At 47.9% G+C, this 14,689-nt stretch carries 14 protein-coding genes; 12 read left to right on the plus strand and 2 right to left on the minus strand.

The annotated features are described in order from the left end of the window. Positions 1-86: 86 nt before the first annotated feature. Positions 87-1,298: an MFS transporter gene (locus MHI48_RS10290; protein ID WP_036670103.1), complete on the minus strand. Its 1,212-nt coding sequence runs from the start codon at positions 1,296-1,298 to the stop codon at positions 87-89. Between the two features lie 204 nt (positions 1,299-1,502). Here MHI48_RS10290 and hemE point away from each other — a divergent pair, with 204 nt between their 5' ends. The 6 genes from hemE (at position 1,503) to MHI48_RS10320 (ending at position 7,997) form a co-directional block, all read left to right on the plus strand. Beyond that, complete coding sequence (gene hemE, locus MHI48_RS10295) at positions 1,503-2,567, plus strand: uroporphyrinogen decarboxylase (protein ID WP_074094433.1); 1,065 nt, start codon at positions 1,503-1,505, stop codon at positions 2,565-2,567. After that, positions 2,560-3,510 carry a ferrochelatase gene (gene hemH / locus MHI48_RS10300; protein WP_036609705.1) on the plus strand — a complete coding sequence of 317 codons (951 nt, stop codon included), beginning with the start codon at positions 2,560-2,562 and terminating at the stop codon, positions 3,508-3,510. Before hemE ends, hemH begins: the two co-directional genes overlap by 8 nt. Continuing rightward, positions 3,510-4,934: a protoporphyrinogen oxidase gene (gene hemY, locus MHI48_RS10305; protein ID WP_047842365.1), complete on the plus strand. Its 1,425-nt coding sequence runs from the start codon at positions 3,510-3,512 to the stop codon at positions 4,932-4,934. Before hemH ends, hemY begins: the two co-directional genes overlap by 1 nt. A gap of 185 nt (positions 4,935-5,119) precedes the next feature. Beyond that, complete coding sequence (locus MHI48_RS10310; protein ID WP_405143881.1) at positions 5,120-6,541, plus strand: CapA family protein; 1,422 nt, start codon at positions 5,120-5,122, stop codon at positions 6,539-6,541. A gap of 24 nt (positions 6,542-6,565) precedes the next feature. Next, complete coding sequence (locus tag MHI48_RS10315; RefSeq protein WP_405143883.1) at positions 6,566-7,318, plus strand: glycerophosphodiester phosphodiesterase; 753 nt, start codon at positions 6,566-6,568, stop codon at positions 7,316-7,318. A 46-nt stretch (positions 7,319-7,364) separates the two neighbouring features. Beyond that, the gene (locus MHI48_RS10320) at positions 7,365-7,997 is read left to right on the plus strand and encodes a fumarylacetoacetate hydrolase family protein (protein ID WP_076326956.1); all 633 of its coding nucleotides are present in this window, start codon (positions 7,365-7,367) and stop codon (positions 7,995-7,997) included. 122 nt (positions 7,998-8,119) lie between these two features. Here the strand turns inward: MHI48_RS10320 and MHI48_RS10325 are convergent, their stop codons facing one another. Beyond that, positions 8,120-8,527, minus strand: coding sequence for a hypothetical protein (locus MHI48_RS10325; RefSeq protein WP_076326955.1), 408 nt, complete (start codon positions 8,525-8,527; stop codon positions 8,120-8,122). Between the two features lie 386 nt (positions 8,528-8,913). On the opposite strand from MHI48_RS10325, the gene MHI48_RS10330 reads away from it, so the two are divergent. The 6 genes from MHI48_RS10330 (at position 8,914) to MHI48_RS10355 (ending at position 14,679) form a co-directional block, all read left to right on the plus strand. Then, positions 8,914-9,471, plus strand: a complete 558-nt coding sequence (locus MHI48_RS10330; protein WP_036670114.1) for a MarR family winged helix-turn-helix transcriptional regulator — start codon at positions 8,914-8,916, stop codon at positions 9,469-9,471. A 58-nt stretch (positions 9,472-9,529) separates the two neighbouring features. Beyond that, positions 9,530-10,978 (plus strand): aryl-sulfate sulfotransferase, encoded by a 1,449-nt coding sequence (locus tag MHI48_RS10335; protein ID WP_405143886.1) that lies wholly within the window; start codon positions 9,530-9,532, stop codon positions 10,976-10,978. Positions 10,979-10,990: 12 nt separating this feature from the next. Further along, positions 10,991-12,046, plus strand: coding sequence for an ABC transporter substrate-binding protein (locus MHI48_RS10340; protein ID WP_076326953.1), 1,056 nt, complete (start codon positions 10,991-10,993; stop codon positions 12,044-12,046). A gap of 27 nt (positions 12,047-12,073) precedes the next feature. After that, a complete protein-coding gene (locus tag MHI48_RS10345) occupies positions 12,074-12,850 on the plus strand; it encodes an ABC transporter ATP-binding protein (RefSeq protein ID WP_076326952.1) in 777 nt (258 codons plus the stop codon). Between the two features lie 17 nt (positions 12,851-12,867). After that, on the plus strand, positions 12,868-13,641 hold the full coding sequence (locus tag MHI48_RS10350; RefSeq protein WP_074094444.1) for an ABC transporter permease: 774 nt from the start codon (positions 12,868-12,870) through the stop codon (positions 13,639-13,641). Positions 13,642-13,869: 228 nt separating this feature from the next. After that, complete coding sequence (locus MHI48_RS10355) at positions 13,870-14,679, plus strand: DUF92 domain-containing protein (protein WP_405143889.1); 810 nt, start codon at positions 13,870-13,872, stop codon at positions 14,677-14,679. Positions 14,680-14,689 lie beyond the last annotated feature (10 nt).

The following is a 14,689-nucleotide window of genomic DNA, read 5'->3' on the forward strand; positions in this document are numbered from 1 at the left end:
AAAGCCGCTCTCAGGCCAATTAGGCGCTGGAAGCGGCTTTTTCAAATGAAAAATTAAGATGGACTATTTAAGAAATGAATAGGGAATCAGGATTCCCGAATAGAAGCAGGTTTGTTATACAATTTGAATCGGACCCAAACCATATTAAGAAGCAGCAGTCCGCCAGAGACGATAAACAGACCTTCAATCCCGATGAATCCTGCCATAAATCCTCCAATGATCGCTCCAAGCATGTTGCCCAGCGCCAGAGTACTCGTATTAAAACTGAATGCACGGCTGATCATGCTATCGGATGTATAGGAACGGATCAAGGCATTAACGCTCGGAAGCAAGCCACCCATGAACACACCCATCATGAAACGAACAAGAATGAGCTGCCACACGGTCTGAACAAATGCCTGCGGAATAAGCATGAGTCCTGTTCCTATGAGAGAGAACGTCAGCACCTTGTGAGGACCAATCCGGTCACTCAGTTTCCCGAGAATCGGAGACATCGCCATATTGGATAGTCCCGTAACTGCACCGACAAGTCCTGCCCAGAAGGCCACATTTACATCCGAAGCATGCAATTTTTGCACATACAGCGGCAAGAGTGACATGGGGCTAATCATCGCAAACTGCAACAGAAACGTCACAGCAAACAGTGCGGGCAGTTGAGGTGACTTGTTCAATTCCTTCAGACCGGACAATACGGATTGTGCCGGCAGTTTGGCTGCTTCTTGACGGTCAAACTTCTCTCTCACCAGGAACATGGCGAGCATGGAAGCAACAAAGATCAGTCCACCTGTAATGTAGAAAATGGGGCGGAAGCCTACCGCATCCGCTAACAAGCCACCAATGAGTGGACCCAGGATGGTGCCGGCAACCTGCCCGGACTGACTGATTCCCATGGCAAAACCCATGCGGTCTTTCGGTGTGGTACCCGATATCAGTGCAACAGCTGCAGGATTGAAACCGGAGATGGTACCGTTAAGCAAACGCAATAAGAGAAGCTGCCAAGGATTCTGTGCCAGACCCATAAGGGCAATTACGATGGCCATCCCGAATCCCGACCGCAGCAGCATAACTTTACGGCCATACTTGTCCGATAACTTGCCCCAGAGCGGTTGGAACAAAAATGAGGTGAGGAAATTGGCTGCAAAAATAAAGCCCGCCCAAATGCCAATTTCATGTTCGCCAACAACACCCAGATCTCTTGCGAGATAAAGAGACAAAAATGGGGTAATCATGGTCATGCCCGAATTGACCAAAAATTGTCCGAACCAAAGCACAATGAGGTTTACTTTCCACGTTTTCAAAGTGCTTTCACTTCCTTTCAAAGATATTTCTGTAATTCTCAAAAAAACACCATTCTTTCATTATAACATAATTGGCATATGAGGGATGGGTGTAAGGAATGTCATAGTATTGTCACGTAGAACGCATCTGCATGTGGTTGTTACGGCTGTTTAAAAAGGGCATAATGGTAATTATGAGTCCAAAAACTATTGGAGGCTTCTTACATGAGCTATAATGATCGACTGATTCGGGCAAGTTTTAAACAACAGGTAGACCGTGTCCCGGTATGGTACATGCGTCAAGCTGGACGTTACGATCCTGAATATCGCAAAATTAAAGAAAAGTACTCCTTGCTAGAAATCTGCAAACAACCCGAGCTGGCGGCTGAAGTTACACTCATGCCGGTACGCAAACTTGGTGTAGATGCGGCTATTTTGTATTCCGATATTATGAATCCGGTTGCCTCTCTGGGCATTGATTTTGACATTGTAAAAAATATTGGTCCAGTTATCGATAATCCTATTCGGTCCGCTGCAGATGTGGATCGGCTGCGTCCCATCGACGTAGAAGGAGATCTGTCACATATTCTGGAAACCATTCGAATTCTGGATAAGGAGCTTGATGTGCCTCTTATTACGTTTGCGGGCGCACCATTCACGATTGCGAGTTATCTGATTGAAGGACGACCTTCGAAAGGGTATATCCGCACCAAAACGATGATGTACAGCGAGCCTGAGGTGTGGCACAAGCTGATGCAGAAGCTTGGTGATATGGTTATTACATATGTCCGTGCGCATATTGCGAATGGCGGTAAGGCATTCCAGTTGTTTGACAGCTGGGTTGGAGCACTTTCTCCCAAAGACTTCAGAACATATGTGTTGCCTACGATTACCCGTATCTTTACCGAATTATCGGATTTGAATGTACCGAAGATTTATTTCCCTGGTGTTGCATCCGGTGAGTTGTTGCCAGCACTGCATAATTTGCAAGCCGATGTGATTGGACTGGACTGGAGAGTATCCATTTCGGAAGGGCGTCAACGTCTTGGCGGCAAATTTGCAGTACAGGGTAACCTGGACCCATATTTGCTGACTGCCCCGATGGAACTGATTAAAGAGCAAGCCAAAGTGATTATTGACGAAGGAATCAAGGAGCCGGGTTATATATTCAACCTCGGACACGGATTATTTCCTGAAGCATCGCTAGAAAAGCTCAGAGAACTAACGGCGTATATTCATGAATATTCTGCCGAAGCAATGAAGACTGGGGTGACGGTAACCAATGACTAATACTGTAGGTGTACTGGTGATGTCGTATGGCACACCGGAAAATATGGAGAGTGTTGAAGCGTATTACACACATATCCGCAGAGGACGTCCGCCTGAACCAGAGCAATTGAAAGAACTGACGGATCGTTATGAAGCCATTGTTGGCGGTGTTTTCCCACTTCGGGAGAACACAGACAATCAGGTCAAGGCCCTTCAAGAGACATTAAACCGCGATGAGCGTGGCACTGATGTGGAATTCCGTTGTTATCAAGGACTGAAGCATGCCTATCCGTTTATTGAGGATGGCGTGGAGCAGATGGCGAAGGATGGAATTCAGACAGCGATTGGTATTGTACTGGCTCCTCATTTTTCCACGATGAGTGTAGGCAGTTATATCAAACGTGCGCGTGAAAAAGCAGAAGAGCTGGGCGTTCATATGTCCTTTATTGAGAGTTATCATCTGCATCCAAAGTTAATTCAGGCGTTGTCCACACGTGTCAGTGCCAAGTTGGATGCGTTCGAAGAAGCTGGAGCAAAACGCGGAGATGTGAAGGTGTTGTTTAGTGCGCACAGTCTGCCGGCGCGTATTGTGGAGATGGGTGATCCATACCCGCAACAATTGCTGGAGACTTCGGAAGTGATTGCCTCACGTGTAGGCATAACCAATTGGCAATTTACGTGGCAAAGTGCCGGACGAACAGCTGAGCCTTGGCTTGGACCGGATATTCTGGATACGTTACAGGAGCTTTCGCGTGAACAGGTAGAGGATGTGCTTGTTGCACCAATCGGGTTTGTCTCGGATCATCTCGAAGTGCTCTATGATCTTGATATTGAGGCCAAATCGATTGCCAAAGAGATCGACATGCGCCTGATGCGTATTGATTCTCTCAATAGCGATCCTCTATACATGGAGACGTTAAGCGACGTTATTATAAGCCAATGGCAGCAAGGGTCGGATGAGTAATGGGTGATAAGAAACGCCGTGTTGTTGTTGTCGGCGGTGGCCTTACCGGCCTCAGCGCGGCATTTTATATCCGCAAGCATTACCGGGAAGCAGGAGTTGAACCTGTGATTACTTTGGTCGAGAAAAGCTCGTCCATGGGAGGCATGATTGAGACACTGCACCGGGATGGATTTGTGATTGAAAAAGGGCCCGATTCTTTCCTGGCTCGCAAAACAGCAATGATTGATCTTGCCAAAGAATTGGAGATTGATCATGAATTGGTAAGTCAGAATCCGGAGTCGAAGAAAACGTATATCATGCAGCGTGGCAAGCTTCATCCTATGCCAGCAGGACTTGTTCTCGGTATTCCGACAGAACTAAGACCATTCTTGAGAAGTGGTCTGGTCTCTCCGGCAGGCAAACTGCGGGCGTTGATGGATTTTGTCATCCCGCCGCGTCGTACAACAGAAGATGAATCGCTCGGTTATATGATTGAACGCCGTCTTGGAGCAGAAGTGCTGGAGAACTTGACGGAACCACTGCTCGCGGGAATCTATGCAGGTGATATGCGGCGATTGAGCCTCCAGGCTACCTTCCCGCAGTTCGGAGAAGTAGAGCGCGATTACGGCAGCTTGATTCGGGGCATGATGACTGGCCGGAAACCGGCTGAGACGCATACCGGAACAAAACGGAGCGCTTTTTTGAACTTTCGCCAGGGACTTCAGAGCCTTGTTCATGCACTCGTCCATGAGTTGCAGGATGTGGACCAACGTCTGAACACTGCGGTGAAGTCGCTGCAACGTCTTGATGGAGCGCAGACCAGATACCGTGTTGAACTTGGTAATGGCGAAATGCTTGAAGCCGATGATGTAGTGGTTACTGTGCCAACGTATGTCGCGTCGGAGCTGCTGAAACCTCACGTGGACACGGCGGCACTGGATGCGATTAACTATGTATCTGTAGCCAATGTGGTGCTTGCTTTTGAGAAAAAAGAGGTCGAGCATGTATTCGATGGATCGGGTTTCCTTGTTCCGCGGAAAGAGGGCCGTAATATTACGGCTTGCACTTGGACATCGACGAAATGGCTGCATACGAGCCCGGATGATAAGGTGCTGCTTCGCTGTTATGTTGGTCGCTCCGGTGACGAACAGAACGTAGAGCTTCCGGATGAAGCGCTGACGAATCTCGTTCTCAAGGATCTGAGAGAGACGATGGGTATTGAAGCAGTGCCGATCTTCTCCGAGATTACAAGGCTACGTAAATCCATGCCACAGTATCCGGTGGGACACCTCCAACATATTGCCGCCCTCCGTGAGGAGCTTGGCAGCAAATTACCGGGTGTGTACATTGCAGGTGCAGGTTATGAGGGCGTAGGTTTGCCTGATTGCATCAGACAAGCGAAGGAAATGTCTGTTCAGGCTACACAAGAGCTTGCAGCAGATTAAGTACAGCAAGAGAGCTGTCTCAAACGTAGAATTATCTACTGGAGAGATGGCTTTTTTTATGTGAAGATCTGGAAGCTAACTGAGTTCATACCCTTTCAATCGATACAGTTCCAAGGAATGATGGAAATCCAGAATATGCCTGATATAATGGTATGTATGGCTGTGAAGAAGAAGAGGAGTTGCTTATGTATCCCCCAAGATCAGAGCGAAGTGTAAAGAAGAAAAAAGGTAGTAAACGCACCCGCAATACAATCACAATCATCTGGACAGTTAATATTGTATTGATCATTGCAATTGGTTTGGTGGGCATTTTTTATGTCATTAATACACGTCAGCAACAGGCAGACCAGCCGGTGAAACAAGAAATCGTCGATCAGGATCAGCCTTCCATTGGAGACGATGCCAAAGGCGGCGATCAAGTAACTTCTCCAGACTCAGAATCCGATGAGACTTCGGAAGAAGAACCCGAAGCTACGGATGAAGAGACAACAGCGGATGCAGATAAGACATCTGGAGTAGCGACACCTGACACTTCAGGCAATACCAATAGTGAGAAAGCAGAATCCGGAACGAAAAAACCTACGGCAGATTCGACACCGTCCGGCACCAAGGGAAATGCAGGTGTGGATCAGGAATCAGGGACGTCGAAACCTTCCAATTCAGCGAAGGATGTCACGATTAACTTTGTTGGTGATATTCAATTTTCGGGCAAAGTTGCTGAACTGCTGGATAAGAACGGTTATGATTATCCCTTTGCCAAACTCGGCAGATTATTCAAGGATGATGATCTTACCATCGGTAACCTGGAGACACCAATAACTCATGGTGGTACCAGTGCAGCTGACAAAACCTATGTGTACAAATCTTCGCCCAAAGCATTGGCGGCAATGGCCTCTGCGGGTTTTGATGCTGTCAATTTGGCTAACAATCATATTTTGGATCAGGGCGTAGAGGGCTTGGTGGATACGTTAACTTATCTCAAGGAATATGGCATAGCTCACACCGGGGCAGGTATGAACAGGGATGAGGCCTATGCACCAGCATATCTGGAACGCAAAGGCATGAAGATTGCATTGCTTGGGTTCTCCCGAGTTGTACCGGAAACGAGTTGGAAGGCGGAAGGCAATCGGGCTGGCGTGGCTGAAGCCTATGATTCTACAGGAGCAGTCAAAGCGATCCAGGAGGCCCGTAAGAAGGCTGATCTGGTGATCGTGGTTGCACATTGGGGAGAAGAACGTGTAAGTACTCCGAATAGTGACCAGACCCGATTGGCTCATGAGTTTGTAGATGCTGGCGCTGATCTGGTCATAGGTGGTCATCCTCATGTGTTGCAAGGGTTGGAGTACTATAAGGGGAAGTGGATTGCATACAGTACGGGAAATTTCATTTTCTCCAGATCAACAACCGAAGAGACTTGGAAAACGGCGGTATTTCAGGCTCGCTGTAGTCAAGATGCAGCTTGCAGCATGAAAGTTATCCCTTATGAGGCCGGGCTAGGTCAGGCCATTCCAATGATTGATGAGGCGAACAAACTGCTGTTGGAACAGATGGCAAAGCTCTCCCCGGGTATTCGATATGATGGGAATGGAGTCGCTTCGCCTAATTAAAAACCTTTTTGAGGAGGGAATCGAATGAACAACCTTTGTGTAGCACACCGTGGATTTTCTTCTATTGCACCAGAGAATACGATGGCTGCATTCCTGATGGCCATGGAGCGGCCTGAAGTTCAGTGGATGGAGCTGGATGTGCAGTTGTCGCGTGATGGTGTACCAGTGGTCATTCATGATTTTACAGTGGATCGCACGACAAATGGCAAGGGTCTGGTTCGGGAAACTGATTGGGCTGATCTGCAACGTCTGGATGCCGGAGCATGGAAAAACAAGTCTTACAAAGGCGAACGGATTCCGGCGCTGAGTGAATTGTTAGATCGCTCGTGCGGCAGAGTACGTTTGAACATTGAACTGAAAACGCAGGGAGACATGTACCCGGGTCTGCCTGCGGCTGTTATACATGAAGTGAGAAAAAGACATATGCAAAATGATGTTGTGATCACCTCATTTGAACCAGCCGCTCTGATCGAAGTGAAGAAACTTGCACCGGAGATCCAGACAGGGCTGATTATCGATGCACGACCAGGCGATCTGTTAACCGCCCTGCGGCAGATGAATTGTACATTCCTCTCGATTGGATACACCAATGTAGACAAATTCTTAATGAACGAGATGCGGAGTGCAGGCATTCGGGTGATGGCTTGGACAGTGGATGACAAGACCATTATGAAGAAACTGGCGGCGGTTGATCCAGAACTCATGTTATGTACGAACCGTCCTGACGTATGGGAGCTGGCATTTCAGGAGACGAGCAGCCGATTTTTCAGACCTTAACTTTACTATATGCACTAATGAATCCGATAAAGGTGGTAATATACCCATGTTGACTAACATTCGCAATGTATACTGTGTAGGACGCAATTATAAACTTCATGCGGAAGAATTGGGTAACGCGGTTCCGGATGAGCCAATGATCTTTATGAAACCTTCCCATGCAGTCGTGCCCTTGAATGGTGAAACCCTTGGATTGCCTGCTACCAAGGGTGAAGTTCACTATGAAGCTGAATTGGTCGTGCAAATCGGCCGGAGTTATGAGCCAGGTATGGCGGTAGATGAGCTGGTGGAGGCGTATGCATTTGGTATTGATTTTACGTTACGTGACGTACAGACCGTGATTAAGAAAAAAGGCCACCCGTGGACAGCGGCCAAAGGGTTCAGAAATTCCGCTCCGGTTACTGCATTTCAGGCATTCCCGGGTGCGGCAGCTTTACTGGAGAAAGATTTTACATTGACCAAAAATGGTGAGGAAGTCCAGCGTGGTAATATTCGTAACATGATCTTCAGTTTACAAGATATTGTGGATTATGTAGGTCACCATTACGGCCTGGGGCCGGGCGATGTCATTTTTACAGGAACACCGGAAGGTGTTGGACCAACACAAGCAGGAGATGTGCTCGAACTGGCATGGGACGGCGAATCCTTGGGTGCCTGCACGATTGGGGCAGCACAATAAGGATTACACATCATACCTGCTTGAGGTGAGTAGGGTACAAGAAAGGGGCGTGAATACGCTCCTTTTTGCTGTGTTATCGTGGATATATGTTTATATCTTCATCGTACGGATACGCTACTAATCTAGGCCAAGCTGTATGCTGTGTTTGCACTCCGCGTGACCAACTCTTCCAGTTCAGCTTGTTGTGCAGCATGTTGCTCCGAGCTGATACTTCCACTTGCGAGCCGTTCATCCAACTGTTCCTTGAGCTGCCTTACTTGTATAGCAATGACCTCATCCAAATTTCCGTTGTTTTCTTCCGTAATCGTCCTCAGTGACTTGCCGTTGTACAGTTCCTGGTACAGATCCGCTTCTGAAGCCTGATTCAGAGCGTCGAGCAGCTCATCACTGCTTCCCTCACGAGTGTCCAAGTCAACGATGGACCATTTAGCAGTAGGTATGGGAGAGATGGCGGATTGGCCCCATGCTGTTCCGGCAAAGGACATGGTGACAATCATTGTGCCTATAATAATGACTCTTTTCATATTCATATGGATAATCCTCATTTCTGTAGTTGAGTACGAACTGAATCGTAGCTTGTCGTTGATGTAGTTGTAGATGTTTCGATCTGAGAATAGTGTAAACGGGAAACCTGAAGTGAAACTTAAAACAGGATAAGTAATTTCAAACCGGCGGGTAATGACTGTAAAAGTAGATCTATATTTTAATTCTCACTTGACAGGTTGGGTTAGTTGGTTATATGATAATCTCAATTATTTTAATACTCATTAAATGAACAGTGAACTAATTTGAACTGAAAACTGCATTGAGCTGATTGGACCACCAAAGGCTCCCAGGACTACTCCTCTAAGGAATGTCCTCGGGGGCCTTTTTTTGTATCTTTATTGAAGCTTCAAACGATCAAGGAGGTTATGAAATGAGCGATAGAGACTGGGAAGCGTTGGAGCGGACGGATTGGTTATTTCGCAAAATGGTCAGACGATTTGTCAAAGAGCGGGATCGCATCTCTGTAGAAGGTATCAGCCTGCCAGGCATGCTTATCCTGCACAAAATCATTCGTGAGGGAGAACAGCGGCTTGGAGATCTGGCAGAACAGTTGGACTTTACATCCGGTGCCATTACTGCTCTAACCGATAAGTTGGAGAAAAAGGGACTCACCATCCGCAGACGAAAGGAAGACGATCGCCGGACGGTTTTACTGGACATCACATCCAGCGGGCGGGAGATGTATGCGAGAAACAGCAACATCGGTGCCCGATGTATCACGCTTCTGTTTGAGGGTTTTACGAGTGAGGAACTGGAGCAGCAAAGTCAATTCTACGAGCGGGTAGTAGCGAATCTGGAGGGATTCTCGGACACGGTGCTGGAATTGGCGGAGAGCAACGGGATACAAGAACATAATCGGTCCTCCACAAGTGACCTTGAGCAGAAGCAGCGGGACAATGCCGGGAAGAGGAACTATCTCAGTTATTGAGGTTGGGTCAATGTAACGACATTTGATATACCACAAACATTCTAGGGAGAGATGAGCAATGGGACACTCAACAATATATCCAACTGGAGCGACGTTATACAATCCGGATAAGGCTTGGGGCGGTTATACCGTTTATCAGGCAGGTGAAGAAGGCGTAGTATTGATCGATATGAATGGCAAGGAGGTTCACCTGTGGAAAGGATTGTTAGGTTTTCCGGCCAAAATATTACCTGGCGGCTACGTGCTGGGCAGCACGGGTCGGAGAGATCCGAAGTTCGGTATTCAGGACAATGTCGATCTGGTCCAAGTGGATTGGGACGGCAACATTGTATGGAAATACAATAGCTACGAACACATCGAAGATCCGGGGTATGAGCCACTATGGTATGCCCGCCAGCATCATGATTATCAGCGTGAGGGGAATCCGGTAGGTTATTATGCACCTGGCCTTGCGCCAAAGACGAAGAATGGTAAAACCCTTATTCTGGCACACAAAAATGTGAGTAACCCGCAAATTTCAGATAAGCCATTGCTTGATGATGCCATTATCGAAGTGGATTGGGAAGGGAAGGTACTCTGGGAGTGGCTGCCTAACGAACATTTTGAAGAATTAGGTTTTGATGAAGCTGCTCGAAATGTCCTGTTCCGTGATCCGAATACACGTTCTTTCGGTCATCTGGGTGGTGGCGTTGGTGACTGGTTACATATTAATTCTGCTTCTTATGTCGGACCCAACCGTTTCTATGAAGAAGGAGACGAACGGTTCCACCCCGACAATATTATCTGGGATGCCAGAGAGGCCAACATTATTGCCATTACAGACAGACAGAGTGGAAAGATCGTGTGGAGATTAGGGCCAGACTATACTTCACCTGAAGTGAAACACATCGGTACAATTATCGGGCAGCATCATGCACATATCATTCCCCAAGGTCTACCGGGTGAAGGCAACTTGCTCGTATTCGACAATGGCGGCTGGGCAGGTTACGGCCTTCCAAATCCGGCTTCTCCATTTGGATTGAAACATGCGATTCGGGATCACTCCCGTGTACTGGAGATTAACCCGGTCACCCTGGAGATTGTCTGGCAGTATGCATCGGCAGAAGCAGGTTTCTCGGTTCCGACGGATTCTTATAAATTTTATAGCCCATACATCAGTTCCGCCCAGCGTTTACCTAACGGCAACACCCTAATAACCGAGGGTTCCAATGGCAGATTGTTCGAAGTGACAGTGGAGCATGAACTGGTCTGGGAGTATGTCTCCCCGTACACGGATGGGCGGAATACCAATATGGTCTATCGCTCATATCGAGTTCCTTATCAGTGGGTTCCACAGTTGGAGAAGCCGCAGGAAGTTGCCATCGAAGCCATTGATGTCTCCACCTACAGGATGCCGGGAGCAGCACCCAAAGGTTCTGCATCCATCGTGAGCGTAGAGACAACTCTTCCATTTGTGGAGGGTGCAGCCTGTGTGGCAACGTCGGATGAAGGCAAGTCAGGCGGTTAAGCGTCAAGAATCATGACTAGATCGAATGGGGTGTATATTGTGAGAAAACCATCCATAGTAACCGGCATATTGATATTATTCCTGGCTACGGCACTCCTATTATCCGGATGCAGTTCAAACGCAGCAGGATCTGGAGCAAAAGACGCTACCGGCAAGAATACCGATAATGTAAAAATTCGAATCGCAGATACAAGTACGAACCCAACGTTCAGGGTAGCCATTGCCAAAGGTTTTTTTGAAAACAGGGGCATTGATGCAGAGAGTATTACGTTTGGCTCACCGGCTGAAGGTGTAAATGCACTATTTATCAAACAGGTAGATATTGCTTACGGGGCGGACTTCCCTGTATTAAATGCTTTGTCTAAAGGGGAATATTCAGTCGTCGCTTCTGCAGGCCAGACTACGGATGAAGCGGCAGCCGCCTGGAAGCTGTATGCAAGGGAGGATATTCAGAGTGGAGCGGATTTGAAGGGCAAGAAAGTGAGTTTCATTCGAGGCACATTTATTCCGTATCTATGGGATGAATATTTGAAAGATCAGGGGGTGGCGCTGAGTGATGTGACGCAAATTGGTCAGGGGGCTTTTGATGAAGCCTACATCGCACTGAAACAGGGAGACCTTGATGCCGCTTGGGTTATAGGTTCCGCGTTAACCGATAAATTCGATGCACTCGAAGGAGTACATCAGCTGACGGATATGTCTCAGACCCCTATACGCCTTGGTATGGGACTGGTATCGAGTAATGAATTCATCCAGGCAAACCCTGAAAAGATAAGTGACTTCCTTGCGGCGCTGGATGAAGCATCCACGTATGCTCAAGCGCATCCTGAAGAGGTTGCCGATCTGATGTATCAAGAGACCAAACAGCCTAAAGATGCCACGTTGAAAGACCTCCCGATCAATCCATGGGAAGTTGGATTTACGCAGGCTACTTATGATAGTTTGGCAGGTCAGAAGCAATATATGGTGGACACCGGAATCATCGAACAGGATTTTGATCTCGACACCAAACTCGATCTGACTTCTCTCCAGCAGGCTCTGCCGGAAAAAGTGACATTTAGTAAATAATTCTTATTGAAATGGGAGGTGTCCGTTATGTCCTTACCTGCAACTCAGCATACCATTCATATTGAACAGCTTCGGAAAACGTATCATGCCCCGACCAATGGGGATGTGCATTATATCATTAAGGATGTCGATCTGGTTATCAAGGGAGGAGAGTTCTTTGTCCTGCTTGGTCCCAGTGGGTGTGGGAAGTCAACGCTGCTGAACATGATCGCTGGTTTTATCTCCAAGTCGGGTGGACAGCTCAAGGTAGACAACAAGGAGATCGACAGACCGGGCAGGGATCGGGCAATGGTATTCCAGCAGGCGGATTCGTCTCTCTTTCCATGGTTAACTGTGAGGGAAAATGTTGAATTCGGACTTCGAATGTCCAAGGTGCCTAAGACAAAACGACGTGAGATCTCTGATCGATACATCCAGCTTGTGGGACTGAGTGCTCATGAGGGGAAATTTCCGAAAGAACTCTCGGGTGGCATGAAGCAGCGGGTTCAATTGGCCCGGGTACTTGCGAATGACTCGGCGATCTTGCTGATGGATGAGCCATTTGGTGCGCTGGACGCAATGACGCGGCGGACCATGCAGAAAGAACTGGTGAATATTTGGAAAGAAACCCATAAAACCGTTATCTTTGTCACTCACGATATTCAGGAGGCGTTATTGCTTGGTAAGCGCATAGGCATTATGTCTGTAGGTCCGTCTTCGAATATAACGGATATTTACCACAACACGTTACCTTACCCGAGGAACATCGCCTCGTCTGAGTTCAACACTTTGTATGACCGAATTCAAGGCCACTTTGAAGAATAATTGAGGTGATATACAAGATGAAATGGTTGGAGAAAAAATGGGTGTCTATCCCGCTTCTATGGGTAACGGTCATCTTAATCTGGCAGCTTGGTGCCCTTATCTATGGGCCTGACGTAATCCCTGGTCCGTGGCACACGATCCTGGGAGCACGCGAACTGATTGCTGACGGTACGCTAATGGAGTATATCGGAATCAGCTTCACACGTGTACTGGCAGGCTGGGTACTCGGAAGCATCATTGCTATTCCGGTAGGGCTGATTATTGGTAAAGTTCATCTCATCCGGCTGTTCGCGGAACCGTTCCTTAACTTTATACGTTTTATCCCGCCGATCGCCTTTATTACCTTATTTCTGGTGTGGTTCGGTATTGGAGAACAATCCAAGATCGCGCTTATTATGTACGCAACCTTCTTCATTGTTGTATTGAATACACTGACAGGTGTACTCTCCGTCGAAGAGGACAAAATCCGGTCGGCCCGCAGTATGGGAGCCAATGAACGGCAGATTCTGCTGCATGTGATTGTTCCGGCGACAACCCCGTATATCTTCACGGGTGTGCGACTGGCGATGGGAACCTCGTATATGGCCATAATCGGTGCTGAGATGATTGCCTCGAATGAGGGAGTGGGTTACTTAATCTGGAATTCCAGACTCTTTTTCCGAACAGATTGGATCTTTGTCGGGCTGATTTCCCTGGGTTTTATGGGATTCCTGACGGATCGATTGTTCAACTGGTTTGGTCGCAGAGTACTCTACCGATATGGGGTTATTGGAGGAGCGAAGCGGGTCTGAAACAGAACCTGGGAACACCGAATTCCAGACGTTACTTGAAGAGGGAGGGTATCTTGTTTTAACGTTTGATCAAAAACCTGTTTTGGCACTTCTACACGAGGCCAAAACAGGTTTTTTGTGTGCTGGCGTAAGGAGTTTCGGCATTGGGATCAAACCGTGGTATAATTGAATTTCAAAAATACAATAAACGTCATGCGGGCTGTACATACGCTGCATGCAGGAGACATTATGGATTGGATTATTGGCGCCGTATGCGCTTCTATGGTGGCAGGTGCTGCCTATGCGAAAAAGTCGCTAACCTTGTCTGGCTGCCTGGCAGCCATCATGATGGGAACGATATATTACGGAGCGGGTAACCTGTTCTGGTTTGGCACGTTATTGTTGTTTTTCATTACTTCAACGTTGCTCTCCAGGTTTCGTAAAGATCGGAAGCAGGAGCTGGAGAAATCCTATGCCAAGTCAGGAAATCGGGATGCCGGACAAGTGATGGCTAATGGTGGAATGGGTATGTTCCTATGTCTGGGATACTGGATATTTCCACATCCGGCATGGTTGTATGCTTTCATTGGTGTAATGGCTACCGTTACATCGGATACATGGGCAACCGAAATTGGGAGTCTCAGTCGCAAGCCGCCGCGCTCTGTTCTCACGTGGAAGGTACTTACGCCAGGTGCTTCAGGAGGTGTCTCACTTCTTGGCACCGTGGCTGCAGCCGTAGGCGGGGGTCTGATTGGTGCGGGAGCATTCTTGTTTTCCTGGATCGCCGGGATAGAAGGGCTTAGTCTGTTTAGCTGGACTTTTGTCGGTCTTGCAGGCGGGTTGGCAGGGGCTTTTGCCGATTCCTATCTGGGCGCAACGGTGCAGATGATGTATCGTTGTACTGTGTGTGGCCGTGAAGTTGAGGTACATGAACATTGCGGGCATCCAACGGTTCGGGCTCGTGGCTGGGCATGGATGAGTAACGACCTGGTGAACGTGCTTAGCTCGGTGATCGGCGGATGTGTGGCGATTGGTTTAGGTAACATTTTGGCGTTGTAGGGGGGAGTAC

It is taken from the genome of Paenibacillus sp. FSL H7-0942 (genome assembly GCF_045040715.1).
Classification (GTDB): Bacteria; Bacillota; Bacilli; order Paenibacillales; family Paenibacillaceae; genus Paenibacillus; species Paenibacillus amylolyticus.

What these genes read in the sequence shown, in the direction of transcription:
- hemE (WP_074094433.1), top strand. Translation starts at nt 1,503, where the DNA reads ATGAGCTATAATGATCGACTGATTCGGGCAAGTTTTAAACAACAGGTA.
- hemH (WP_036609705.1), top strand. Translation starts at nt 2,560, where the DNA reads ATGACTAATACTGTAGGTGTACTGGTGATGTCGTATGGCACACCGGAA.
- hemY (WP_047842365.1), top strand. Translation starts at nt 3,510, where the DNA reads ATGGGTGATAAGAAACGCCGTGTTGTTGTTGTCGGCGGTGGCCTTACC.
- MHI48_RS10310 (WP_405143881.1), top strand. Translation starts at nt 5,120, where the DNA reads ATGTATCCCCCAAGATCAGAGCGAAGTGTAAAGAAGAAAAAAGGTAGT.
- MHI48_RS10315 (WP_405143883.1), top strand. Translation starts at nt 6,566, where the DNA reads ATGAACAACCTTTGTGTAGCACACCGTGGATTTTCTTCTATTGCACCA.
- MHI48_RS10320 (WP_076326956.1), top strand. Translation starts at nt 7,365, where the DNA reads ATGTTGACTAACATTCGCAATGTATACTGTGTAGGACGCAATTATAAA.
- MHI48_RS10325 (WP_076326955.1), bottom strand. Translation starts at nt 8,527, where the DNA reads ATGAATATGAAAAGAGTCATTATTATAGGCACAATGATTGTCACCATG.
- MHI48_RS10330 (WP_036670114.1), top strand. Translation starts at nt 8,914, where the DNA reads ATGAGCGATAGAGACTGGGAAGCGTTGGAGCGGACGGATTGGTTATTT.
- MHI48_RS10335 (WP_405143886.1), top strand. Translation starts at nt 9,530, where the DNA reads ATGGGACACTCAACAATATATCCAACTGGAGCGACGTTATACAATCCG.
- MHI48_RS10340 (WP_076326953.1), top strand. Translation starts at nt 10,991, where the DNA reads ATGACTAGATCGAATGGGGTGTATATTGTGAGAAAACCATCCATAGTA.
- MHI48_RS10345 (WP_076326952.1), top strand. Translation starts at nt 12,074, where the DNA reads ATGTCCTTACCTGCAACTCAGCATACCATTCATATTGAACAGCTTCGG.
- MHI48_RS10350 (WP_074094444.1), top strand. Translation starts at nt 12,868, where the DNA reads ATGAAATGGTTGGAGAAAAAATGGGTGTCTATCCCGCTTCTATGGGTA.
- MHI48_RS10355 (WP_405143889.1), top strand. Translation starts at nt 13,870, where the DNA reads ATGGATTGGATTATTGGCGCCGTATGCGCTTCTATGGTGGCAGGTGCT.